At 51.1% G+C, this 24947-nt stretch carries 23 protein-coding genes and 1 pseudogene; 13 read left to right on the top strand and 11 right to left on the bottom strand.

Annotated elements, in window-relative coordinates:
- The first annotated feature begins 117 nt into the window (after positions 1-117).
- The 12 genes from GQY55_RS08340 (at position 118) to GQY55_RS08280 (ending at position 15044) form a co-directional block, all read left to right on the top strand.
- On the top strand, positions 118-1092 hold the full coding sequence (locus tag GQY55_RS08340; RefSeq protein WP_160040076.1) for a hypothetical protein: 975 nt from the start codon (positions 118-120) through the stop codon (positions 1090-1092).
- Positions 1093-1379: 287 nt separating this feature from the next.
- Positions 1380-1940: an ECF-type riboflavin transporter substrate-binding protein gene (locus GQY55_RS08335; RefSeq protein WP_373309139.1), complete on the top strand. Its 561-nt coding sequence runs from the start codon at positions 1380-1382 to the stop codon at positions 1938-1940.
- A 43-nt stretch (positions 1941-1983) separates the two neighbouring features.
- Positions 1984-3690 carry an ABC transporter ATP-binding protein gene (locus GQY55_RS08330; RefSeq protein WP_160040074.1) on the top strand — a complete coding sequence of 569 codons (1707 nt, stop codon included), beginning with the start codon at positions 1984-1986 and terminating at the stop codon, positions 3688-3690.
- The gene (locus tag GQY55_RS08325) at positions 3683-4513 is read left to right on the top strand and encodes an energy-coupling factor transporter transmembrane component T family protein (protein ID WP_160040072.1); all 831 of its coding nucleotides are present in this window, start codon (positions 3683-3685) and stop codon (positions 4511-4513) included. Before GQY55_RS08330 ends, GQY55_RS08325 begins: the two co-directional genes overlap by 8 nt.
- A 312-nt stretch (positions 4514-4825) precedes the next feature.
- A complete protein-coding gene (locus GQY55_RS08320; protein ID WP_160040070.1) occupies positions 4826-5974 on the top strand; it encodes a TolC family protein in 1149 nt (382 codons plus the stop codon).
- 165 nt (positions 5975-6139) lie between these two features.
- Positions 6140-7753 carry an efflux RND transporter periplasmic adaptor subunit gene (locus GQY55_RS08315; RefSeq protein ID WP_236575491.1) on the top strand — a complete coding sequence of 538 codons (1614 nt, stop codon included), beginning with the start codon at positions 6140-6142 and terminating at the stop codon, positions 7751-7753.
- Positions 7754-7786: 33 nt separating this feature from the next.
- The gene (locus tag GQY55_RS08310; RefSeq protein ID WP_160040068.1) at positions 7787-8506 is read left to right on the top strand and encodes an ABC transporter ATP-binding protein; all 720 of its coding nucleotides are present in this window, start codon (positions 7787-7789) and stop codon (positions 8504-8506) included.
- Positions 8503-9714 carry an ABC transporter permease gene (locus tag GQY55_RS08305; protein WP_160040066.1) on the top strand — a complete coding sequence of 404 codons (1212 nt, stop codon included), beginning with the start codon at positions 8503-8505 and terminating at the stop codon, positions 9712-9714. The genes GQY55_RS08310 and GQY55_RS08305 overlap by 4 nt, the downstream gene beginning before the upstream one ends.
- 1055 nt (positions 9715-10769) lie before the next feature.
- Positions 10770-11648 carry an EamA family transporter RarD gene (gene rarD, locus GQY55_RS08295; RefSeq protein ID WP_160040064.1) on the top strand — a complete coding sequence of 293 codons (879 nt, stop codon included), beginning with the start codon at positions 10770-10772 and terminating at the stop codon, positions 11646-11648.
- A gap of 611 nt (positions 11649-12259) precedes the next feature.
- Positions 12260-13018, top strand: coding sequence for a TrmB family transcriptional regulator (locus GQY55_RS08290; RefSeq protein ID WP_160040062.1), 759 nt, complete (start codon positions 12260-12262; stop codon positions 13016-13018).
- Positions 13019-13271: 253 nt separating this feature from the next.
- Positions 13272-14459, top strand: coding sequence for an MFS transporter (locus GQY55_RS08285; protein WP_160040060.1), 1188 nt, complete (start codon positions 13272-13274; stop codon positions 14457-14459).
- 15 nt (positions 14460-14474) lie between these two features.
- Complete coding sequence (locus GQY55_RS08280; protein WP_160040058.1) at positions 14475-15044, top strand: hypothetical protein; 570 nt, start codon at positions 14475-14477, stop codon at positions 15042-15044.
- A 106-nt stretch (positions 15045-15150) separates the two neighbouring features.
- On the opposite strand, the gene GQY55_RS32035 is transcribed toward GQY55_RS08280, so the two are convergent.
- The 6 genes from GQY55_RS32035 to GQY55_RS08250 form a co-directional block, all read right to left on the bottom strand.
- Entirely contained in the window at positions 15151-15372 is a 222-nt protein-coding gene (locus GQY55_RS32035) for a multicopper oxidase domain-containing protein (RefSeq protein ID WP_160040056.1), read from the bottom strand.
- 208 nt (positions 15373-15580) lie between these two features.
- Positions 15581-16156 (bottom strand): PadR family transcriptional regulator, encoded by a 576-nt coding sequence (locus GQY55_RS08270; protein WP_160040054.1) that lies wholly within the window; start codon positions 16154-16156, stop codon positions 15581-15583.
- 153 nt (positions 16157-16309) lie between these two features.
- Entirely contained in the window at positions 16310-17704 is a 1395-nt protein-coding gene (locus GQY55_RS08265; protein ID WP_160040052.1) for an MDR family MFS transporter, read from the bottom strand.
- A 43-nt stretch (positions 17705-17747) separates the two neighbouring features.
- Positions 17748-18098: a VOC family protein gene (locus tag GQY55_RS08260; RefSeq protein ID WP_160040050.1), complete on the bottom strand. Its 351-nt coding sequence runs from the start codon at positions 18096-18098 to the stop codon at positions 17748-17750.
- Between the two features lie 341 nt (positions 18099-18439).
- Positions 18440-19075 carry a LysE family translocator gene (locus GQY55_RS08255; protein WP_160040048.1) on the bottom strand — a complete coding sequence of 212 codons (636 nt, stop codon included), beginning with the start codon at positions 19073-19075 and terminating at the stop codon, positions 18440-18442.
- An 83-nt stretch (positions 19076-19158) separates the two neighbouring features.
- Complete coding sequence (locus GQY55_RS08250) at positions 19159-19704, bottom strand: hypothetical protein (RefSeq protein ID WP_160040046.1); 546 nt, start codon at positions 19702-19704, stop codon at positions 19159-19161.
- Positions 19705-20142: 438 nt separating this feature from the next.
- Between GQY55_RS08250 and GQY55_RS08245 the strand changes: the two are divergent.
- Positions 20143-20516, top strand: a pseudogene (locus GQY55_RS08245) (MFS transporter); the annotation flags it as partial.
- 388 nt (positions 20517-20904) lie between these two features.
- On the opposite strand, the gene GQY55_RS08240 reads toward GQY55_RS08245, so the two are convergent.
- The 5 genes from GQY55_RS08240 to GQY55_RS08220 form a co-directional block, all read right to left on the bottom strand.
- Positions 20905-21672, bottom strand: a complete 768-nt coding sequence (locus GQY55_RS08240; protein ID WP_160040044.1) for a MerR family transcriptional regulator — start codon at positions 21670-21672, stop codon at positions 20905-20907.
- Positions 21647-22573 carry a DUF2268 domain-containing protein gene (locus GQY55_RS08235; protein WP_160040042.1) on the bottom strand — a complete coding sequence of 309 codons (927 nt, stop codon included), beginning with the start codon at positions 22571-22573 and terminating at the stop codon, positions 21647-21649. The genes GQY55_RS08240 and GQY55_RS08235 overlap by 26 nt, the downstream gene beginning before the upstream one ends.
- Positions 22574-22711: 138 nt before the next feature.
- A complete protein-coding gene (locus GQY55_RS08230; protein ID WP_160040040.1) occupies positions 22712-23122 on the bottom strand; it encodes an NUDIX hydrolase in 411 nt (136 codons plus the stop codon).
- Positions 23123-23240: 118 nt separating this feature from the next.
- Positions 23241-23993, bottom strand: coding sequence for a 2-dehydro-3-deoxy-D-gluconate 5-dehydrogenase KduD (gene kduD / locus GQY55_RS08225; RefSeq protein ID WP_160040038.1), 753 nt, complete (start codon positions 23991-23993; stop codon positions 23241-23243).
- Positions 23994-24025: 32 nt separating this feature from the next.
- Complete coding sequence (locus GQY55_RS08220; protein ID WP_160040036.1) at positions 24026-24790, bottom strand: DeoR/GlpR family DNA-binding transcription regulator; 765 nt, start codon at positions 24788-24790, stop codon at positions 24026-24028.
- Positions 24791-24947: the final 157 nt, after the last annotated feature.

Below are 24947 nucleotides of genomic sequence, written 5' to 3'. Positions count from 1 at the left end.
ACGCCGGAGGCGTTTTTGTATTTTTTAGGGGGCCGTATGAAAAAAAACGCAGTTAACACTGAAACAAAAGCCAGCGTTTTAACGTTAATTCATAAAAAAGTCCAAGGGAGCATGGAGATGAGAAAATTGCTTTTTCTGGTTCTGGCGGCGTGCATGATCGGAGGCTGTTCCGGTACCAAAGCGGAAAAAAGCGATCAGGGTGCCGGTTCGGCGAAGGACGGAATTTCCGGGGAAGCGGTCAACGGCGGCAGCAAACCTGAAGCGGGGGGAGCCTCCGGCAAAGGCCCCGGAGAAACGGATTCCGAAAACGGGAAGGACGCGGAAACGGCGCAAAGGGACAACGAAAGCGGGAGCAAGCCGTATTTGGATACGACCCAACTGCAAAACACCTACGGTTTCGCCGACAACACCGGGAAGTACATTCTTTCCTACGAAAATACGGAAAACGCCGATTTGAACAAAGCCATCGGGAAAAACGGCCAGGTGCTGAGCGTGAAATTCGTTAAAAAACAAGCGCGGGGCAGCCAGGATGACGGAAGGCAGACCGCAAACAACTTTCATCAGGTGCCTGGCCTGCTGTTTGAAGTCGAAGGCGGCAAAGCACAGCCGAATGAAACGTATTATTTGGTAAGCGGCGATGCGTTTAACGTCGAATCCCTATTAATGGTGAAGGAAGTGGCCGCCGAAGGCGCGGACGATGGTTTAAAACGGAACATCGAGGAAACGAAGGCCCAAAAGATCGAAAAAATTTGGAAAATCGCCGACATCGAGCCGGAGCAAGCCGTCTATTTGGTGCAGTTCAAAAAGCAAGGGCGGAAAGTGACCGCATCGCTTGTGCTTGTACAGGGCGACCGGATCGCGGCCAAGGATTTTACGGCCGATTACGATCCGATTTCGACCTGGCGCGTGGACGATGGCGGCGAGGTCGTTCCGGAGATGTTTTCATTCCTGTTTGCCGCTTCAAGCCGGGAAGGAACCGTTTTGGCCGTTGCTTGGGCCGGGGCCGAAGGTGAAAATGAACACATATACAAACAACAAGGAACAGAACTGGTCGATCTGGATTTGTCGTCTGGCAGGTATATGGTGCCCTGATTGCGCCGGGAATGCCGGTAGGTCCAAACACAGGGCCAATGGTCGAAAAAGCAAACAATCGTGAAAAAGACTTTATTTCCGATCAAGGAAATGGGTCTTTTTTTGCTTTTACGAATGATTTTGCGTCACTCCGTGCTTATCCGCAAAAAAATCTATATGCCCATTTACAAAAAAAGTTTTGCCTTCCCGTCCAAGTCCCCTTATATTAAGAGTACAATAAACGTTTAATGTTCGTTTTTGAACGTGAATGTTGTTGGAATATTTCGTTTGGGAAAGGTGACTCTGCATTGAAAAAATCCATCTTTCAATTCAACACGAGAACGGTGGTGACCATAGGCATCGGCGCGGCTCTGTATGGAGCCACCAGCTTTATCGGCATCCCCGTGGGGCCAGACACCTCGCTGCGGCCGGCCATCGCGCTGCTCGCGATTTTCGGCGCGTTGTTCGGGCCTGTCGTCGGATTCATTGCCGGACTCATCGGCCACGTATTGAACGACCTGCTGACCAGCGGTACGGTATGGTGGGGCTGGGCGCTGGGGTCGGGCATTACGGCTGCGTTTATGGGACTCATTTATTTGGCCAAGGGATTTGATCCGCAAAACGGAAGCTTTAAAGGAAAACATATCGGTTTGTTTATTGTTTACGGCATCGTCGGGATCGTTTTGTCGCTGCTGTTCTCCGGCTGGTTCGACATCGCGTTTATGGGCGAGCCTTCCGACAAGCTGGTCGTGCAGGTAACGGCCGCTTCGATTTCCAACATCATCGTCTTTTTGGTGCTTGGCGTGCCGGCCGTCATCGGCTTTGCGAAAAGAAACGCCAAAACGAGCCATTTGAGCGTCAACGAGTAGGCGCGCGGGAAGCGCCCCGAAGGAATAGGAGTTTTTGAAGGTTATGCAGCCAATCATCTCGTTTCAACAATACGGATTCAAGTATAAAAACCAGTCGGAGCCTACGCTGAAAGAGATTACGCTGGATATTTATCCCGGCGAAAAAATCTGGATCGCCGGTCCCAGCGGCTCCGGCAAATCGACATTGGCCCATTGCATCAATGGGCTTATTCCTTTTACGTACGGCGGCGAAACCAGCGGCAGCCTGAAGATCGCCGGTCAAAACCCGGCGGAGTTAAGCATCTTTAAGCTGAGCCGCACCGTCGGGACCATTTTGCAGGATCAGGATTCCCAGTTCGTGGGGCTGACGGTGGCGGAAGATACCGCCTTTGTCATGGAAAACAAGGCGATGCCGCGCCCGGAAATGAAGCGGGAGGTGGCGGCCGCGCTGAATAGGGTCGGGATGCTGGAATATACCGAGCATAGCCCGTACGAGCTGTCGGGCGGGCAAAAGCAAAGCGTGTCCCTGGCCGGCGTCTTGTCGACGGATGCGGACGTGCTGCTGTTCGACGAGCCGCTGGCGAATTTGGACCCGGCAAGCGGACGGAAGGCGATGCAGCTGATCGACGACATCCACCGCGAGAGCGGCAAAACGGTCATCATCATCGAGCATCGCGTCGAGGACGTTTTGCAGCAGCCGGTGGACCGGATCGTGCTGATGAATGACGGGCGGATCGCGGCCATCGGGACGCCGGACGAAATTTTGTCCTCCGGAGCCCTTCACGGCTACGGTTTGCGGCCGCCGCTGTATGTCGATGCGCTCCGCCATGCCGGAGTTCCGCTGGAAGGCGTCAGCGGTTTGCGGCTGCCGCAGCGCCTAGATATCCCGGGGCTTCAAGAGAAGCTCGATCATTGGAGCGAAGCGGCCGGGGCCGCTTCGGACCGGCCTTCTCCCGCCGCGCTGCTGGAGGTCGAGGGGCTGAATTTCGGCTACGAGCCGGAGCATCCGGTCATCAAGGACGTGTCCCTGCGGATCGGCGCAGGGGAAATCGTGGCGCTGCTCGGCAACAACGGGGCGGGAAAATCGACGTTGTCCCAGCTTATTACGGGCATTTTGAAGCCGCAATCGGGCTCGCTGCATTATGACGGGCAGGATATCGTCTCTTGGTCGATCCGCCGCCGGGGCGAAGCGATCGGGTACGTCATGCAAAATCCGAACCGGATGATCACGCAACATATGATTGCGGAAGAGGCAGGCTTAGGATTGAAAGCAAGAGGCGTGCCGGCGGCCGAGATCAAGGTGCGGGTGGAGGAGGCGCTGAAGGTGTGCGGGCTGTTCCCGTTCCGCAATTGGCCGGTGTCCGCGCTTAGCTACGGACAGAAAAAACGGCTCAGCATCGCTTCCATTTTGGTGCTTGAACCGAAATTGATCCTGTTGGACGAGCCGACGGCAGGGCAGGATTACCGCCACTACAAGGAGTTCATGGATTTTATCGCTTCATTGGCCGGGCAAGGCATCGGCTTTTTGCTGATCACCCACGACATGTACCTTGCGCTCGAGTATGCCGCCCGCGCGATCGTCCTGAGCGCCGGTCGCGTCATCGCCGAAGATTCGGTGGCGGCGGTGCTGAGCAATCCGGAAATTACGGAGGCCGCCCATCTGAAGGAAACGTCGCTGTCCCGGTTTGCGAAAGCCAACGGGTTAGCGTCGCCTGAGAGGTTCGTTCAGGCATTTATCAACGCAGAGAAAAAGGGGAAAGGCCATGAATAGAACGGGAAGCCTGTACGTTACGGGGAACTCGCTGTTTCACCGGCTGGACGGCGCGGTCAAGCTGGTGCTTTTTATGGCCTGGACGGTCATGACATACATGTTTTTGGATTTGCGCGTATTCGTGCCGATGCTGATCGTCGGCATCGTGTTGCTTGTCACCGCGGGCATTCCGTTTAAACGGATGGCGTTTTTGTTTTGGCTGATGATCATTTTTACGGTGCTGAACAGCATTTTTATCGTACTGATTACGCCGACGTTTGCGACGAGGCTTACGGGAACGGATACGCCCGTCATTCCGCTTGGCTACAACACGATCAATAGCGAAACGCTTTTTTACGTGCTGACGCTGTCGGCCAAATATTTGACGCTGCTGCCGATGACGATCCTGTGCATTTTCACGACGCAGCCGAGCGCATTTGCAGCAAGCCTGAACCGGATCGGCGTTCCGTACAAAATCGCTTACGCCGTCAGCATCGCCCTCCGGTACATCCCGGACCTGACCGAGGAATTCCGCGGCACGCTGAATTCGATGCAGGCCCGCGGGATGGGGATTTCCAAGGAGGACGGAAGCATCCTGCAGCGCATTCGCAATTTGGCGGCCGTGGTGGTGCCCGTGCTTCAATCCGCATTGCACCGGATCGATTCCGTCACAAACGCGATGGAGCTGCGCGGCTTTGGCACGCAAAAACGCCGCACCTGGTACAGCGGCAAGGATATGGAACCTCTGGATTGGACGTTTGTTGTCCTTGGCGTCGTTCTTTTGGCCGCGGGAATCTGGCTGAAGGTCAAGATGCTGCGCGGCTTCTGGTATCCTTTTTCATAACATCCCATCCCTGTTGAGGCCCCAAAATGAAGGGAACCCGGAGAAGACGGTCATCCGCTCCGGGTTCTTTTTTTGCGTTGAGATAGGATGAATTAAAGTTTTTACTTGTCATTCCTTGATCCACGGGGAAATCCAGTGTCTCTTTAATACAATCTGCTTAGATGACAAAAATGTAAGGCAAATGTAAGGGATAACGATGGAATGACCCTATTCGCAATGGTACAGTGTTATGGGAATATATCCCATGATTTATGGGTTCCGGATGTTTGGCGTAAGCCGGCATGAAGAAAGATCAGGATCGGGAGGGCGAAAATGAAAGGGAGTGGACGTTTAGCTTTGGCCGCTGCCGCGGCGGCTTTTGTCGCATTGACGATGCTGCAGCCTGCGCGGGCGGAAACGGTGGTCCAAGGTTATATTGTGGAATCAAGCACCACCCAGGTAAAGCTGACATTAGAGCAGGCAACCAAATGGGCGCAAGAAAACAGCCTTTTGCTCAAGACGGCCAATCAAACCGTGGAACGGAACGCGATCATGCTTCAAAGCGCCGCGGATGAAATGAAGCAGGTTACCAGGCGGGACAACCATGAAGGGGAGGATACCGACGGGCCGGATGATGCGGAAGCGCTGCGCGCGGCGTACAAACGATACGCAGCCGCTGCAAGCATGTACGAAGATGCACAGAAGCAAATTCCCCTGGTCATGGATCAGTTGGAACTCCAAACGATGAAAGCCTACTATGAGGCGATAACGGCTGCCAATAATGAGGCAACGGACAAAGAAACATTGGACGTTGCGCTTCAGGAGGAGAACATCGCGATCGCCAAGGCTGCCCGCGGCAAAATATCGGAGAACGACAAAGCGAAGGCGGTTCAGGCGAAAAAGGAAGCCGAGAAAAAACTCGCGGAAAGCAAAGCCGCTTCGCAGAAAGCCAAGGATGCCCTGAGCAAACTGATGGGGAGAAAGCAGGGGACGACATACGAACTGGTGGACATACCGACCTACAGCAAGCCCAAGGCGCTTGACATCGATTTACATATTCAGGAAATGACATCTTCCGGCAGCCCGGCGTTGTACAAGCAGGAAAATGCCGTGAAACAAGCGATGGCGGAAGCGTCTTATTACAATGGGACCGCGGTGGGCGAATATCGGCTGAAAGCGCTGGACGTGGAAGCGGCCAAGATGGAGCTTTCCCAAGCCAAGGAGCAATTGGCGGAATCGCTAAAAACCGCTTATTTGAGCATCCAGCAGTACCAATCGCAGTACGAAGAGCTGCTGCGCAATCTTCAGAATGCCCGGGATGAACTATCGCTTGCCGAAAATAAATGGAAAAGAGGGCTCATACCCGGCATGGAAATCAAAACGAACGAGATCAAGGTGAAGCAGTGGGAAAGAAAGGCGACGGAGCTCGCGATCCAGCAAAAGCAAGCGGAATTTACGCTGTATAAACCGTGGCTTTTGTAAGAGTCAACGAGTTCTACCTTTGTGAAAGGCTATATTCAAGAAATTTGGAGGCGGGCAGCGACCGGAAGAACGATCCGTAACCGCAGCGGTCACCTCGCACAATGTAAAAAAACAAATTTCAGTATTGAGCCAGAACATGTAATGATGAATGTGGAGGAAAACGGCGTGCTTGAAATCGAAAATCACCAGACATTAACCTCTCTGAGGCGGAAGCGCAGAAAACGTTGGATTTGGATTGCGGCTGTGATCGTCATATTATGCGGTGCCGGCATCTTTATTTATTTTAAAACAACCCCAAAACCTGTCGTGGCGCCCCCGAATGAAACCGTCAAGGTTGAGCAGGGAGACGTAACGGATACGCTTAGCTTGGCGGGGATCGTACAGGCGACCAAAGAAGCGAACTTGAACTTTACAAGCGCAGGGACAAGCAAGCTGATCAAGGTGAACGTCAAAGCCGGAGACAGCGTGAAAGCCGGACAAGTCCTGGCGCAGCTTGACGATTCGGAAGCGAAAATGCAGATCAAAAGCGCGGAATCCAATTTGGCGATTGTCAAAGCAAAGCTGGACGAGGTGAAAAAAGGCGCCAAGCCAAACGAAATCGAGGCGCAAAAAGAGAATGTCGTCAAAGCGAAAATGGCATTGGATTCGGTGAATGATCCATTTGCCCTGAAGGAAGCCGAAAACCAGAAGGCGGCGGCCAAAGCAAATCTGGAAAAAGCCAAGCAGGCCGTCCTGGAGCAGGGCGAAAACGCCGCATTAAAGGAAGCGGAGCAGCAAATTGCAGCGGCGAAAGCCAATTTGGATAAAAGCCAGAAGGAGTATGACGACCAGTCCTATTTATTCGGGCTTGGGGCCGTTTCCTTGAATGAAGCGACGGAGGCCGAACGGAACCTGGAAAAAGCCAAAAATGATTATGAGAACGCCAAACTTCAGTATGCCAAAGCGCAAACGGCTTTGCAGGATGCGCTGGATAAAGCGCAAAAAGAATATGAAAACGCGGAGCTGCAATATGAGAGAACGGTGACAAAAGGCAAGCAGGCGGAGGAGGAGGCCAAACTTTCCTACCAATCCGCTTTGGCGGGCTTAAAAGCCGCCGAAGCGCCGCCGGAGCCTTCCGCGGTAATGTCGGCCGAAGCCGCCGTGCTGCAGGCGGAAGCGGATTTGAAACAAAAGGAAAGCGAGTTGTCCAAACTGCAGATCACCGCTCCGTGGGACGGATTGATTTTGAAGGTGAACGGGGATGTCGGAACAATCCCGACCGCTCCATTTATCGTCATGAACAATTCGAACTCCAACCAATTGAAAGTGCAGGCTAAAGTGGACGAAACCGACATTGCGAAAATGAAAATGGGGCTTCAAGCGATCATGCGGACGGATTCTTACCCTGACAAGCAATACGAAGGCAAAATCAGCTTCGTTTCGCCGCAAGCCGTGACCGATGCCGGGATCACGAGTTACACCGTGGAGCTTTCGATTCAGGATCCGGAAGGAACGCTCAAGACGGGGATGAATATGCAGATATCGATCCAATTGACTACGCATAACAATGTTTTGTATATACCTTTGGCTGCGCTGCAGTCGGAAGGCGGCCAAGACGGCGTGTATTTGGCGTCCGACCCGGCTCACCCTGAAACGTACACGTTCCAGCCCGTTGAAATCGGCATTTACACATCCGACCGGGTAGAAATTATATCAGGCGTGAACAAAGGAGCCACCGTCGTCATCCCGGCCGAACCTCCAGCGGAAAACAGCCCCGAGAACGCCGGCTTTGGCGGTTAAACAGAAACACGCATAAGGGGGGAGCATGAGCATATGAAAACGGTAATCCAAATCGAAGACATGAAAAAGGTATATCATGTGGGAGATCAGAAAATAGAAGCCCTCCGCGGCGTAAACCTGACCATTGGCGAAGGGGAGTTTGTGGCGATTATGGGTCCCTCCGGATCGGGGAAGTCGACGATGATGAACATGATCGGCTGCCTGGATCGGCCCACTTCCGGAAAATACGATCTCGACGGCTATTCGATTTTGGAGGCGAAGGAACATGAGCTGGCGATCATTCGAAATCGAAAAATCGGGTTCGTATTTCAAAAGTTTAATCTTCTTCCGCGGGCGACGGCGCTCGCCAATGTGGAATTGCCGATGATGTACGCGGGAGTTCCCGCCAAGGAACGCCGTAAAAGAGCGATTGAAGCTTTGGTTCAGGTAGGGCTGGGGGACCGGCTGCTAAACAAGCCAAGCGAGCTGTCAGGGGGACAGCAGCAGCGGGTGACCATCGCGCGGGCGCTCGTGAACCATCCGGTCATTTTGCTGGCGGATGAACCTACGGGCGCCCTTGACAGCCGGACAAGCATGGAGATTATGGAGATCTTCCAAAGGCTGAATGACCGGGGAGCCACCATATTGCTTGTCACGCATGAAATGGAAACGGCCGAATATGCCAAACGGCTGGTCGATTTCCGGGGCGGAGCGATTGTAGGGTCAAGGGCCATCATGAACCGCAGAATGGCGGCGGAGGAATCGGGCAGATGAATGTAATGGAAATCGTACGCGTGTCGCTTGCGAGCCTGACGGCCAATAAGCTTCGTTCCCTGCTGACCATGCTGGGGATCATCATCGGGGTCGGGGCGGTCATCGCGATCGTAGCCATCGGCAAAGGCTCAACGGCCAGCATTGAAAAAGAAATTAAGAGTATGGGCAATAACGTGATCTTTGTTTATTCTTATGCTCCGGATTATTCCGAAAACGGAAGAAATTCCTATGAGGCCAACCGGATGACACTGGATGACGTTCAAAGGATTGAAAAGCTGGACACCGTAGCCGGCGTGGCGCCTAAAGGAGCTTCAGCCAGCGCGAAGGTGGCAAGAGGACCTCAGCATTACGATATTCAAGTCGAAGGAACCTTAAAGCGGTTTGACCGGGTATTCGGATTTAAATTCGCGCAGGGCAGAAATTTTACCCAATATGAAATGCAGCACGGCATGAATGTGGTCATTCTGGAAAGCGAAGCCGCGAAACGGCTGTTTTCCGGGGATAAAGGGAATTTAATCGGCCAGACGATCCAGATCAACCGGATTCCGTATGCGGTTATCGGCGTGCTTGAAAAATTGGAAGGTTTCACGACCCAAAACGATCAGGCATACATTCCGATTACCACGATGAAAAACCGCTTTGGCGCGAAAAGAATCGACACGATGGTCATCTCGGCGAAAACCCCGGAACTGATCGACAAAGCGAGCGCGGATATCGGAGAGTCGCTCCGGGTTCAGCATAATTTGAAGCCAAGCGACGCCAGAAATTTCAGAATCGAAACCCAGAAGGAATATTTGGAGTCGGCGCAGGGCGTCAATCGGATCATGACCAACCTGCTTCAGGGGGTCGCCGCGATATCGCTGTTCATCGGGGGCGTCGGCATTATGAACATCATGATCGTATCCGTGACGGAAAGGACGCGCGAAATCGGGATACGCAAGGCGATTGGGGCGGGGCGCGGACATATTATGACGCAGTTTCTGGCCGAAGCGGTGATCCTCAGCATGCTGGGCGGGGTGATCGGCATATTGTTTGGCATCGGAGCGGCGGTCCTGCTCGAAAAATTCGCCTCTTTGCCGATCGTCATCTCGCTTCCGCCCATCCTGCTGTCCTTCCTTAGCGCGGTAGGGATCGGCATCCTGTTTGGCGTTTATCCGGCTTATAAGGCTTCGCGATTGAAACCGATCGATGCGTTAAGTTACGAATAAATGCAGGGAATATCAATCTCATAATGGATTAAATCAAGGGTTTGAACCTATCTGGCGTTGGCGGCGGCAGCCTATTTGAATCAGGACAGACGGCCGAAGCCATCCGAGCAAGCGCCCGGGAAGAGGTGAAATAGCCTGGTTTATTGAAAAGCAGCGGTACTTTCTACTCGAAACGAGTGAGGGGGTACCGCTGCCGGTTCTTTTCAGACCAGGTTTTAGATTCCTGGCATTATTGTTGCAAACTTATACAATCAACAATCTATGTCAAGCTTGTGGATTCCGGCTTGAGAACGATGCTACCCCCCCCTATTAGTAACGTTTGGCAACTTCCTTGGCATGTGCGATGGCTTTTTCTTTAATAGCCGGAGCCTTCTCGGATGATGCGGTTCCTTCAAGCTCGATATGGAATCGCAACAAAAAAGCAAGCAGGCTAACCGTTTTTTAGAACAGACGATACCCCCGAAGTAAATAGCATATCTATCAAACTGAATAATTGATCTGGGGGCAAATCTTTCTGCCTGCGCTGCCAAAGACGAAGCAGTGAAAACGAAGTAGAAGTATATCCCGTGGATTTATATCCGTTTGATCTGTGTTTTTCAATTTCTCCCGGATAAAATCGAATATATCGTTTTCGACGAAGCTAAGCAGATCGTAAACATCGGTAAAATACTGATAAAAGGTACTTCGGTTATATCCAGACTTGTTTGCAATTTCCTGTATCGTGATTTTCTCTATCGGTATTGGCAATAAAGTTCACAAAAAACGCTGATTAATGATTGCCTTGTTTTTCCGTTATTTCAGGCTGCTTTTTCATCCCTTGCCCCTAGCAAAATATCATCCGACAAGTCCGGTAGGCGATAGGCGGCTGTGCCTCCTCGGCCGGATCGCATGTTCGGCGAAAGGATTCGCGGTGCTACGGGACGCCATCGACGATTACCGCCGCGAGGCTCCTCGTAAGGTGAGCGTCAACTGCCAACCAATTATTTACTTTACTTAAGCGAGGATTGAGGCGTATAATCCGTTCAGACATCGGAGAGAGAAGAGGGGAATTCCTTATGAACAATGGGTTGGTCAACGCTATCATCGCGTATATCATGTGGGGGGTTCTCCCGCTTTATTGGAAGTTGTTTGACGATGTGCCGGCAGGCGAAATTCTGTCACATCGGGTTGTCTGGTCGTTCGTCTTCATGGGTATTCTCGTCGCCGTCCAGCGCCGCTGGGGTGACATGAAGCGGATTGCGGCTAGCCGTTCGCTCCTGCTATCGCTCGCCGCCAGCGGACTGCTGATCGCCGCTAATTGGCTCATCTTCATCTGGGCAGTCAACAACGGCCATGTCGTCGAGACCAGTCTCGGCTATTATTTGAACCCGTTGTTGAACGTGCTGCTAGCGGTCATCTTCCTTCGTGAGAAGCCAAACCGCGGCCAATGGCTCGCGATTGCCATCGCAGGCGCCGCGGTGCTCATCATCGCCATCGACTACGGGCGGTTCCCGTGGGTCGCGATCTCGCTGGCCGCGTCGTTTGGCTTGTACGGCCTCGCGAAGAAGAAGATCGTGCAAGACGCTTCCGTAGGCTTGTTGTCGGAGACGGCCGTAGTTCTGCCCGTCGCGCTCGGCTACTGGATCTATTTGGCCGCCGTGGGAAAGACCACGGCTTGGACGCTGCCTGCGTCCCAGTTCGTCGAACTGCTCCTTTCCGGCGTGGTAACGGCGCTGCCGCTGCTCTTCTTTGCGCGGGCGGCCGCCCGGATGTCGCTGTCCACGCTCGGCTTCGTACAATACATCGGGCCGACGATCATGCTGTTACTGAGCGTATTCGTGTTCAAGGAATCGGTCTCGCCGGTTCTGCTCATCGGCTTCGCGCTCATCTGGACGGCGCTCTTTGTATACGCTGCGGCATCGATTCGCAGCACGAAACCCGCGAAGACGAGCTGACGGCAAAAGGCGCCCCGGTACCGTCATAACGGCTATTTCCGTCTGCTGGGGCGGAAATGGCCGTTTTCCGTTTGTGGTGTATCTGCTTATCTCAAGAACCTCCGCTCCGATAAGTCTTCTTGAGGTGGAGTCCATTTTCAAAAAATCCTTGAGCTAAAAAAACAAGTAAATTGAGCTTTTTAGCAAAGTTAGCTTTCGGTTTCCGGGTTATCCTATATGTAGCGGGAAAGGAACAGAACCGAAAGGATGTAAAACAGATGGGAGTACGTGCAAATACCGAGGGATCAATGAAGCCCATAAGAACCAGTAAATTGATCAGGGTACCTCAAGAGCTGAAAACCGCGTCTGACAAAAAAGGGAACCTAAAGTTGGAAGGGCTATCCGTCATTGAATTCTATTTGCGCACGCAAGGTAGAGCGGGAACATACTTTCCGAAAGATCATCTTCTATTGTTCGTTAAGTCGGGTATATATACCGTTCGTTTCGGAGACCGGGAATATACGCTTCGGAAGACGAAAAATAATAGCCATACTGATGGGTGTGAAATTGACATTGGAAGCCGGATTTATGGTACATTAATACCAAGTTCGAAAGATCGGGAGTTGGACAAGTTGCTCTATAAATTCGGTTTTTCCCAGTATGAAAGCAAAGTTTATGAAACGTTGGCGCAGACGATGCAGCCGATGGACGCGACGATGATCGTCAAATATTCGGGCGTGCCCAAAGCAAAAATATACGAGGTCATTTCCCGGATGGTGGAGAAGGGGATGGTGCTGGAGTCGATTTCGGAAAAGAAAAAGCTGTATACGGCGCTGCCGATTCCGCTTGTCGTCGAAAAGCTGACCGCCGAGTTTCAAGCGGATATCCAGGAGCTTGAGCGGCAGAAGGCGAAAAAGGAGATCGTGGACGACCGCGTCTGGAGTTTGAAGGCCGACGCCTCGATCCACGCCCAGATCAAGCAAATGCTGCTGGAAGCGAAAAATTCGATCCGGTATTCGTCGTGGAAGGACGATTTTACAGCGGTTTTGCCGATCCTCGAGGAAAAAGAGCGCGAAGGCGTTGCCGTCGAGGCGCTTTCCGTCGGGGAAGTCCGCAGCGAATTGAAAAATATGGCCGTGATGGAGCCGAACGAGCAGCATGTGACGCTGGAGCGTTTCAGGCTGCTGATCGTGGACGATGCGGAAGCCATCTTTGCGGGCATGGAAGACGGCTCCTGGCAGGCGATCAAAACAAGATCCCAGCCGTTTGTGCGCGTTTTTACGGATTATTTCCACCACGACGTGCTGCTTACCAAAATTACGACCAAATATAACGATGTTTTGATGAACGACAAGGAAATCATGGCGCAGCTCCTGCAGCTGCGGTACTGATCCACGTCGGACGTTACAGGATGTCCAATCCAGCGGATGGAGCTTATGCTCCGTCCGCTTTTTATGTTTTTTAAATCCATGGTTCGGTAAGCCGGCCGGGGTAAAAAAAGAGATTTGACCAAAAGCGTCCGGCTGCTGGCCATGCGGTAGGTTCATTTTTTACGGAAAAAAATGTGCTTGCTGCCGATTTTGATATGAGTTACTATTACGGTAGTAACCATAGAACGACAACCAGAGAGAAGGGAGCAACAACGTGAACTACAAGATATACATTTTGGCGATCGCCTGTTTCGTGACGGGTATGGTCGAACTGATCGTCGGCGGCATTTTGGATCTGATCTCCAAGGATCTTCACATTTCCTTAAGCGCCGCCGGGCAGCTCATCACGCTGTATTCGATCGTGTTTGCGCTTTCCGGACCGCTGCTGCTGACGGCGACGGCACGCATGGAGCGTAAGCGGTTGTACCAGTCTGCGCTTCTCGTTTTTATCGTCGGGAACGTCCTGTCGATGGTGAGCCCTAATTTTATGACGATGGTCATCGCCCGGGTTCTGTCGGCCGCCAGCAGCGCGCTCATTACCGTATTGTCGATTACGATGGCTTCGAGGATGGCGAGTGAGGAATATAAAGCGAGAGCCATCGGCGTCATCTTTATGGGCGTCAGCGGTTCGCTCGTGCTTGGTGTGCCGCTGGGCATGATGCTCGGCAATGCGTTCGGGTGGCGTGCGCCGTTTGTGATGATTACGGTCCTGTCCGTCATTTCGCTCATCGCGATCCAGCTTTTTATCCCGAAAACCGCGCCGGAGGCGGCCATTCCGCTGCGCCGTCAGCTCGCCTCCCTGAAGAGCGGCAAAATCATTTTCGGCCAGCTGATATCGGTGTTGATGCTGACGGGACATTTGACGCTTTACGCGTATTTGACGCCGTTTTTGCAGGAAACGCTGCATTTGAGCCCTTCGGTGCTCAGCCTGTTTTATCTTCTGTTCGGCATCGCGGCCGTGCTCGGCGGCGGTTTCGGAGGATGGGTGACGGATAAGTTCGGGGCGGAAAAAAGCATTTTGGCGATCGTGGGCGTGTTTGCCGTCGTGATGTTCCTGATGCCGCTGTCCACCGTTTCGATGTATGTATGCCTGGTCGTCATGCTTGTATGGAGCGCGCTGAGCTGGTCGATTTCTCCGTCGATGCAAAGCTACCTGATCAAATCCGCTCCGGAATCGTCCAACATTCAGCAAAGCCTGAACAGCTCGGCGAGTCATGTCGGAATCGCGGTCGGTTCCGCCGTCGGCGGGATCGTGATCGAAAGCTCTTCGGTATATTACAATGCTTGGGTCGGGGTTGTTTTCGTCATCCTGGCGCTCGCAAGCGCCGTGACGTCGATCAAGTGGAAGCCTTCGCGGAAGGCGGCCTCCGAGGCGGCCGCGGCTGCCCGCACGCTGCATTAAACCTGGATGGGGGGGATGCCGTTACAGGATCGTGACGGCGGCAACATGAATGGATCCTATTGGTTTGAATCGGTGAAATGCATGGCGTTAACGCTGCAGCTGATCCAGGGGGCCCCGATGGGGGATGCGGCGGCTCTAACGGACTCGAAAAGTTCGATGGGACGCGAGCAGACCCAACCATCGTTCAAAAAGGGATTGGCAGGAGAGAAAGGGGCTTTCACCCGTTTCACAGGCATCGGTCATGGGGAGGTCAGCCGGAAGTCATTGCTGGATTTTTACGATCAATTGGCCATGCTGCGAAGCCATCCGTTCATCAACGAGCTGTTGACGGAAGGGAAATTCAGGCTGGCCGCGCCCGAGCATGCGCATGTGTTTGCTTATGAACGCAGCCATTCGGGCAGGAGGTTGTTGACCGTTTCGAATTGGAGCAAAGAACCGCTTGATTTCGCCTTGGAACGCGATTTCGTCGAGGGCGAAGTGCAGGTGTCCGTTTATCCGGAAATCGTTTTGACGGAAAACATGCGGCTTCGGCCTTACGAGGCGTTTGCGGTGCTGGTGCAGACCGATATGCAAACGAGATTATAAGTTATGCGGGGCGAACGATTCCGGTTATAGGTGGTTCTTTGGATTCGCTGCTATAAAAAAGCTTGGCATTACGCCAAGCATCAGATTGCCGAGAAACCCTGTCCTTTTACAGAGGAACAGGGTTTCTTTTATTTCTCGGAGTTTCGAAAAAAATGGAGCTAAGCGTGCCTTTGTTCCGTCGATGAATAAGCGCTGCCATCATTACTGTCTTTGGAATGCAACCTTTAGGCCAAGTCCGATATAGATTGCTCCGACGTTGATGGAAGTGATACCAGTGTGTCCCGGCCTCTTTTACGACAAAACGATAAGTATGCGACTCGCCAGGCATAACCTTCAATAGCGAGTAGATCACTGACAAGTCATCGACAGAAAACCATATATTCCGATTTTAGAGCACTATGTTATATTGAATGACTTTCAACCAAATTTTCCGAAGAGCCAGAAAATAAAAGCGCGTGAGGAATAAACAAAGGGGCCGACCTTTTTAGCTCGCCCCCCAACCTATTAATGATATGCTATCCTTCAGCCTTTCAATTTCAATCCCGCTCAAGCCCTTGTCCATCCGCGCGATGGCTCTCGATTAACTGCATAACCCACGTTTCATCACATCGAAGCTTTTCCAACCGATGCCGGAAAAAGATCTGAATATATTTCTGCTCCCCGCCGGGAATCCGTTCGTCTTTGCTAGCATATTCCAACCGTTCTTCCTCGTGACGGATTTCATAACGCAGGTAATCTTTGTATTGATGCAAAATTAAAAACTGCAATTCTTTGCTGATCAGTTCAAAATTTTTCAGTTTCGTATAAAAATGCAGCTCGTAATCCGGCGAATATGGAATCGGTTCTTCCATCAACCGAAAAAAACGTATTCTGCCTTCGTCCGTAAGTTTATATGTCTTTATTTTTTTTCCTCTTCCTTGTTTGGAACCCTCCGGTTGCTCATCGGGAACCTGTTCGATCAGCCCGTCCGCAAGCATGCCGTGGATCAGCGGATAAATCGCCCCCCAGCTGACTTTTCGCGTAGGACCAACGATCCCGTTCAAAATCTGATGCAGCAAATAGCCGTGCATCGGGTTATTCATCAATTCGCCGAGTATGAACAATTCGTACAAACGAAAGGCCCCCCCTTGTAGGTTTTACTGCTTTTAAGCAAACAACAGTATAACATACGGCTGCCTGAAAAAACAGAAAAGCCGCAGGTCGCGGCTTTTCCTGGCCGCATCCGTTTGCGGCCGGTTCCGGTATTTCGCTTTGTCACCCTGCCGTTAAGCCGAATGCTGCTGCGCCATCACTTGGCGGTGCTTCGGCAGGAACAATACGGCGAGCAGGTTCGCAATCGCTATCCCCGACATGAGCAGAAAAACGGCATGCATTCCGGCAGTCAGCTCCGTTTTGGAGCCGATGATGGTTACATACTGGTTGTAAATCGTGCCGAATACCGCTATGCCGACCGTTTGGCCCAGCGCACGGGCCAGCATGCTGGAAGCGTTGGCGACGCCGCGTTTTTCCCAGCCGACGACCGATTGCACGACAACGGTGGAGGGCGTCGCAACGAACCCCATTCCCAGTCCGATTAGCACGAGGATACCGATCCAAAATACGTAGGGCGAGTTCATCTGAAGCGCAATCAGCCAGAGGGAGCCTGCCATGACGAGCGATGAGCCGAATACGATCGATGCCTTCACCCCAACCCGGTACATGAGCCGGCCGGCGATGTTGGAGGCGAGCGGCCAGGCCAGCGACATCGGCATAACGATCAGGCCCGAGCTTGTCGCGGAATTGCCGAGCACGGATTGAATCCAGATCGGCGAGTACACCGTCAACCCCGTCGTAATGCTGAACGCCAGAAAACCGCTGATATTGGTGACGTTCAATACGCGGATGCGGAAAATCGATAACGGGATCATCGGTTCCTCCGCCCGTTTTTCAATCCAGAGGAACAACATAAAACATACAGCCGATGCCGCGAACAGCCCCGCGATCACCGGGGAATCCCAGGAATGCCGAGACCCGCCGCTCAGCAGCGCATACAACAGCGCGGAGAAAGTAATGGTAAACATAATCGCGCCGAGGTAATCGATTTTTTTCGCCTGACGTTCGATCGGCTGGTGCAAAAATACGACGACCAGCAGCAGGGCGATGATGCCGATCGGCACGTTGATGTAGAAAATCCATCGCCAGGAAACTTGATCGACGAAGTAACCTCCGATTAGCGGGCCGAGAAGGCCAGCCACGGACCAAACGGACGAAAAGATACCCATCATTTTGCCGCGCTGCTTGCCCGAGAACAAATCGCCGATGACGGTAAAGCACACGGGCGCAAGCGCCCCGGCACCAAATCCTTGCAAAGCCCGGAACCAAATGAGTCCCGTCATCGATTGCGCGGCTCCGCACAAGATGGAACCGAGCACGAATAAACCGATGCCCGCGGCGAACACGGGTTTGCGCCCGAATAAATCGGCGAGCTTGCCGAAAATGGGGGTCGCCACGCAGGTGGTCAACGTATAAACCGCAAACACCCAACTGAACAGCGTCTCGCCGTGCAAATCCTTGATCATATGCGGGGTAGCGGTGGCGACGACGGTCGCATCCAACGCGCCGATAAACATCGCTGCCAGCAGACCGGCGACAACCATGTTGACCTTGGTTTTCGAGGCCATGCGAAAAACGCCTCCTTACATTTTCTTTATGCCGCCCTTTGGCTTAACGATTGCAAACCAAGTAAAGGGTATTGCCTTCAGGATCGTTGAAATGCACGACATTAGCCGCCTTGCCTTCCACGGAATCGTGGAATTGAACGCCGCGGGTTTTCAGCGTTTCGATGGCTGACTCCATGTCTTCCACCTCAAACCCTATGGTCATGCTGCCCGATTTTTCCGGAAGGGCACCTTGTTCTCCCGCAAGATGCAGGAGACCGATCGTCAATCCAGGTGCCGCGATTTGCGCAAAATGCCCGTCACCGTGCTGCAGCTCCAATCCCAAGGTTTCCGCGTAAAATTTTACCGCCTTTTTCATATCCGCTACCATTACAGTCACATTGCCGCTTTTGAACATCTTATATTTCCTCCTTTTTCGTTTGATCGATTTTATTATATCAAAATAATATAATAAGTAAACATATCTTAATGATATATTTTTATGAAAAAAATGGTGAGGAGCTACGTAAAAAAGAGAACGCCCCCAAAGGCGCTCTGTCTATCCGGGCAGCCTTGCGTCGCCCTCGATCCTGCCGCACGTGATGTGCCTTTCTCAATGATGGGAGAAGTATGCCAGACTAAAAAAGCCTTAGCCCGATGGAAGCTCGAGCTAAGGCGGCTTAGACATTTTGTTTTATTCCACCGGCTACTTGACGATATCACTAAAGGGCGGCCTTCAATCTTGACGTTATTGCATCATTACTGTCTTTGGAATGCAACCTTTAGGCCAAGTCCGATATAGATTGCTCCGACGAATTTGCCGCTCAGGCGGCTTAAACGGCTTATCCACGTCGTCCGTTTAACCATTTTTCCAAGCGCAGAAATGCCTAATACAATCAAGGTTGTATACAATGCACTTAAGACGACAAAGACGACACCAAGCATCAAAAACTGCGTGGCGGCTTGACCTCGTTCAGGATGAACAAATTGAGGCAAAAAGGCCAGAAAAAACAGAGCCGTCTTTGGATTAAGGACTTCTGCAACCGTTGCCAAAAAGAATGACTTTAAAGCTCCCGCCGTTTTAACCTTTGGAAGTTGCGGTTCCGATGGCTTGCTCATCATTTCGCGAACTCCTAAATACAGTAAGTATGCCGCTCCTGCATATTTAACAACATTGAAAGCGATAGCCGAGGTCATCAGTACAGTGGAAAGCCCGACAGTAGCAAACAAGGTGTGAAGAAAATCCCCGGTTGCGATGCCAAGCCCTGCCATAATGCCTCCTTTGCGCCCATTTTGAACTGTACGGGTAATGGTAAGAAGAACGGCCGGTCCTGGAATTAAAAACAGTAAAACGACAACGATAACATACGCCAATAAAGTTGAAAAATCCGGCATCTGGTTTCCCCCTTCAAAATCAAGATGATATATTGTTGCGGTTTTGCACCCATTGTTCGAATTCGGCGGGCGTCGGTGTTATGTTAGGCCTTGCCATAGTGATCGACAGCGAACCCAAACAACACTTTCAGCGTAAATAATTGGCAAATGATCAACATATACGGCTGGATATGGGGCAGCAAGGGAACGCAACTCAAGCCGATGGACAGAAGCAAACTTGCGACAAACAGTTGGGACTGCCTTCCGATAAGCGAGTTCACGATAAATGCTCCAGCTATTGTATAAGCCCATACCGCTATTGAATATCCGATCGCTGCGTTTAATAAAACCGAAATGATTACGATATGAATATGGATGGAAATGAACACAATGCGATTCTTTTTCCTTGCCGCATAAAAGTTGCTTGTTGAAGGCGTAAAATTAGCTATACAGCCTGCGAAAATATCGAAAATGAGCAATAGAGCCAAGGTGCTTCGCCACACGGGCAAATTAATGGTCATCTCGGGATACATTAAATACAACACAGCAGTCAGCAACCCGCCAAACAACAGGATCGCAAGAATGAGCAAAATAGGTTGTTTTTCGCCAAAAACATCATGCAAGACTGATGGAACTCGTACTTGTTTCATATTTCTTTTCCCCTCCTTCTCGCCTTAATAAGCAGCCCCTACGATAAGCATGCATCGGCTCCTCGGTCGGAAAACAAAGTACGGCTAAAGCGGCAGATGTTTTTTTACCCAAGTTATTTCCAGGTTTTGTTAGTCATGATATTACTAATAATAGTAATCTTATGTCAAGAAGGCACCACGCAGTTGCAATTATTTAAATATCATCGTTTTTCGTATATTTTTGTCGACAACATCCCGGCCATTAAAGATTATTTTTATAAATAAATGTATATAAAGTCGGAATGGACGGCGGCGAAATGCTTGCTTAGGAAGACGGTCGCTCATCACCTTGATTCGGGATAGAGGTGCGAACGATGGGGATCACCTTGTGTATAAATAAATGCCCTCCTTTATTTGGGACGCTACTCATGCGAATTCAAATAAAGGAGATGTTTCCGAATGAATCGATCCATGGTGATGATTTCGATTTTCATCGCCACGTTTCTGGCCGCTGCAGAATCATCGATTGTGACGACGGCCATGCCCAAAATTGTCGGCTCCCTTCAGGGCATCGAGCTGATGAACGGAGTATTTACGGTTTATTTGCTGGCTTCTACCGTTACTGTATTGATTTTCGGTAAGCTATCCGATTTGTACGGCAGAAAGCTGATTTTCACTGTCGGGGCCGTGTTTTTTTGATCGGATCGGCTTTATGCGGGATGGCCCAGACGATGGAGCAGTTGATTGCCTTTCGGCTTATTCAAGGAATCGGCGCGGGAGCGATATTGCCGGTTACACAGACGATTATCGCCGACATGTATCCCTCTGAGGAAATTGTATTTCTGGGGCTGGCTGTCGTTTGCGTATTGGCTACTTTATTATTGCCTAGATCAAAGCAGAACGCGGCCAAGGAATCAGCCTAGCTTCTTTTGAGTCTCATATCGAACAAGGGTAATCGGCATTTCCGGTTGCCCTTGTTTTGGGCAGAAATGAAGTATTGCAAAAAGGGTATAGGGAAGCCGAGAAGCAAGCTTTAAAATTAGCAGCTAAATAGGAAAATACGTTTTGTTTAATGAAGCAGCAAGAACCCGTCGAATGGAGTCACCTCGCAGGTTCTTGCAGCAAGCGACACGTGGAAATGAAGCAGTAATTAGCAAAACAAGCGGCCGAGCGAGCGACGGCTTTAATGGCGTGATGAAACAATTATTTTCCTTTCGATCATCAGGATAACGGGGGGACGTTCAACCGATTGATATTGTGCATAATTGCACGGTAAAGAAAATCTGCCAAATCCTCCGTACCATATTGATTAAAGTAGCTTTTGAATCGAGCATCGGATTTGTAGGTATTGGCAATGCAAGCCAGTAACTCTTCGTCACAAGGCATGAATTGCATTAATATTTGTTTCCACTCTTCGATGAATTGCTGAACTTCATCGGAGGAAGGATTCTGATGGATACAAGACGCCACTTTTTTGAATATTTCCTCCATGGCTGAAAAACGTTCCTCTTTTTCATCCGGTGAACATTTTTCCATCGTTTCATTAAACGCCTGATACGCCTCTGTTTCACCGTAAACGAATCTCGCCTCATTTGCATATTGTTCTTTCAATGGCAAAGCGGAAGTACTGTTGAAGATTTGCAAATGACTGATATCATTTCCCGAAACGTATTCTTCGAGAGCAACCATGATGGTTTCCAGTCGTTGTTTTTTCGATAATAAGGTTTGCCTCTGCTTCTTTAATATTTGTTTCTGTTCTTGCTTAGTCAGCCTTAAAATGTCCGCAATTTCTTTCAAGGAAAAATCCAATTCCTTTAAGAACAAAATCGTTTGAAGTTTTTCCAAGCTGCTTCGATCATATAGGCGATACCCTTTTTCCGTCAGATGCGTCGGTTTAAATAAATGAATTCTATCGTAATAATGCAGGGTCCGGCCTGTAATGCCTGTAATCTGAACAATATCTTTAACCGTTAATAATGGTTTCTTCATCCCAAAATCCTTTTGCTTCGTCCAGTATTTGTGCAGCAGGCGTTATTGTTGCCTCAAAAATCGTTTTTCCTGTTTTTCTTAAATAATATCGGATTAAATGATACCCGCAAGCGTATCCAGCGCTATAAGGCATGTTGACCGGTTTAAAGTTTTGAAGTTTTGCGATCTCGTCGCCGTAAAGATACGGAGCAATTTGATCAAACCCGGTTACTTGCAATTGCTCTCTAAGCACTGGCTTTATGCGTTTGTTAAGCGTGTCTGCGTTTGTTTTCGTTACCCAAGGGCCGAGGAATTTTTCGCCAAACATGAACGTAGCATAGTTTTCGGCTAATCCTTCACTTACAATGAGCTCGCCCAAATGAACGGTGTGATCCCATTGAATAAACTGATATCGCACATTATGGTTGCATTCATGCGCCAGCGCAGCCTTCATTCGAGGAATCGTGTACTCATTTGGCAAGAGCGTACCCCAGATAAACCCGGGAATGCCCCCAAAGCCGCTATATCCTTCGTTTATGGTTAAGGCACGGTTTTCCGGATTCCCTAGTTGAATGGTAAACAAATATTCGGATACGGGGAGGTTGATTTCATGCTCTACAAATAGATGTAGGCTTTTCTTCACAGCCTGCTCACACTCTAACCAAAAGGATTCGGACGAAATCAGCTCGATCTCTGCCGAAATCTGCTCGGTAATCTGATCAGGGGATCGATGCATCATGCTATTAAACGTAATAACGTCAAACCCATGCGGCTCTTCAGCTTTAAAAGGAATCTGTTGAATTTGCCATTGCTTCATAAAGGGGGCCATCATTTCGTTTCTGAATAATTCAAGTTTTTCTTCGGGCGAAGCTTGGGCAACTTTTTGGTAAATCTGATCTGAACGCAGTGTTTTTATATCCATAACTCTCACTCCAAGTCGTTTTATAGTGAGAATTATGCGCTATGACCTAACGTCATAGTCAAGTATCTTGGATCAAAATTCTAAACGGATTTGTTTTTTAACAGTTACGATCAAGCTTTTTGGAGCCGCTTATTCCTTTCACTGCTGCAAAATGCCGCTCATTTTGACCTGCTCGATCATATGCCCGATATTGCCTTCGCCCGCGTACAAGGTCATGTCGAAAAAGTTTTGGCCGAGGTCGGACCAATACAGCTCGTTTTCGTCTCCCGCGGCGATGACGCTGCTTTTCAGCCTGCCGGCATATACTTCGACGTAACATTGCTGCAGGTAGTATGTAAAATCCATGACGTGATGGAGCGTCACATCCTTTTTGGATATCCCGGTTTCCTCCAAAAGCTCCCGGTACGCGGCATCCATCCCGTGTTCGCCAGGTTCGATTTTTCCGCCCACCAGATTGCTTAATCCTTTGTAAGGCTCCTTCCGCCGCTTGCACATGAGCAGCCGGTCCATATCTTTATTGTATATCATGATGACGTTGTATCCTTGCATGATCCGATCTCCTTATAACGAATTGTATATTCGATCATGACGATAGCATAAAAGAGGGGGGCGGACAATGCAAAAGGCGTGCCGTCGGGAAAGCCCGAATGCACGCCTTGTTTCGGTTTTATCTTGCCATCCAGCCGCCGTCCACGCAAAGGACATGCCCGTTCACGTAATCCGACGCGGAGGAAGCGAGGAAAATCGCCGCGCCTTGAAGGTCTTCCGGCGTACCCCAGCGTCCGGCCGGAATCCGTTCGGTGATGGAAGCTTTGCGTTTTTCGTCGGCCAAAATTTGCGCCGTATTGTCCGTGACCATATACCCCGGCGCAATGCCGTTGACCTGAACGCCGCCGGCCGCCCATTCGTTGGCAAACGCTTTGGTCAAGCCGGCGACGCCGTGTTTGCTTGCCGTATACCCCGGCACGTTGATGCCGCCTTGGTACGACAGCATGGAGCAAATGTTGATGATTTTGCCGCTGCCGCGCGCGATCATATGCCGGCCGGCGATTTGCGACAGCAGGAACACGGAGTTCAGGTTGAGGTCGATGACGTCGAACCAGTCTTTTTCGCTGTGGTCTTTGGCCGGCGTCCGGCGGATGGTGCCTGCATTGTTGACGAGAACGTCGATGCTGCCCGTTAGCCGCAAAGCTTCGTCGAACACCGCCTGAAGCCCTGCCGCGTCGCTCAAATCGGCTTTGATCGCCGCGGCTTTGCGCCCGCTGGCTTTTGCTTTTTCGACGGCCGCCTCGGATGAACCGCGGGCCACGCACACCACGTTCGCGCCGGCTTCGGCGAGACCGGTCGCGATGGCCTGCCCCAGGCCGCCGGAGGTTCCGGTAACCAGCGCTGTTTTGCCTTCCAAATTAAACAGATTCATGCTTTCATCCGCTCCTTGACTAGACTAGTAATTCAGCGGTCTTCCGCGAGCTCGATCGGAACGCCGGCTTTTTGGTATTCCGCCAGCACCGCTTCCGGCAGTCCGTCGTCCGTAATCAGGCCGTGCAGCTCCTCCAGCCGGGCGAAGGTCCGGAGCGCGGTTTGCCCGAATTTATGATGATCCGCCACCGCGATGGTTTCGCGGGCGGTATCGACGAGCGCCCGCTTGAAGGCGATCAATTCGCCGGTGTAGACGGACAGGCCATGCTCCAAATGGACGCCGGTCGCGGAAATAAACGCTTTTTGTATGTTCAGCTCTTTGACATACGCCACGGCTTCGGGGCCGGTGAGTATGTTACGCACCCGGTACCCTCCGGGAACCACGAGATGGATATGGTCTTTCCTGGAAAGCTCGCTGATGATATACACGTCATTCGTAATGACCGTATACGGCTGGTTGGGCAGAAGGCGGGCGATCTCCAGCGTCGTGCTGCCGCCGTCAAGGGCGATGATATCGCCTTGCCGAACATGGTTTAAGGCGGCCTGCGCGATGCTTTTTTTCATTTCCAAATGTTTGGATATCGGCTCTTTGGACGGCAGGATGCCGAACTGGTCCGCCTGGGCCAAAACGGCGCCGCCGTGAACGCGGCGGATCAGACCTTGCTCTTCAAGCCTGGTTAGGTCCTCGCGGATCGTTTTGCCCGTCACCTTCAATATGTCGCTTAACTCCGCCACCGTGACCTCTTTGTTCGTCAGCAGCGCTTCCATAATCTTCTCGTGCCGCAGTATCGGGTTCATGAACAAGCCTCATTTCGAATCAGGGATAAACTTGGTTTTTACGAGAATATTGCAAAAATTCCAAATAGCGACCTTCAATCGGCAATATAGAGAGCGAAACGGTTTCGTACGTCTATATTTTGGACCAGGAAGCAGCCGGTATCGAATTTTGCAAAAT

The organism is Paenibacillus sp. USDA918EY (genome assembly GCF_009870825.1).
In the GTDB taxonomy this organism is placed as follows: Bacteria; Bacillota; Bacilli; order Paenibacillales; family Paenibacillaceae; genus Paenibacillus_AQ; species Paenibacillus_AQ albilobatus.
This window is presented reverse-complemented; position numbering and strand designations above follow the sequence as displayed.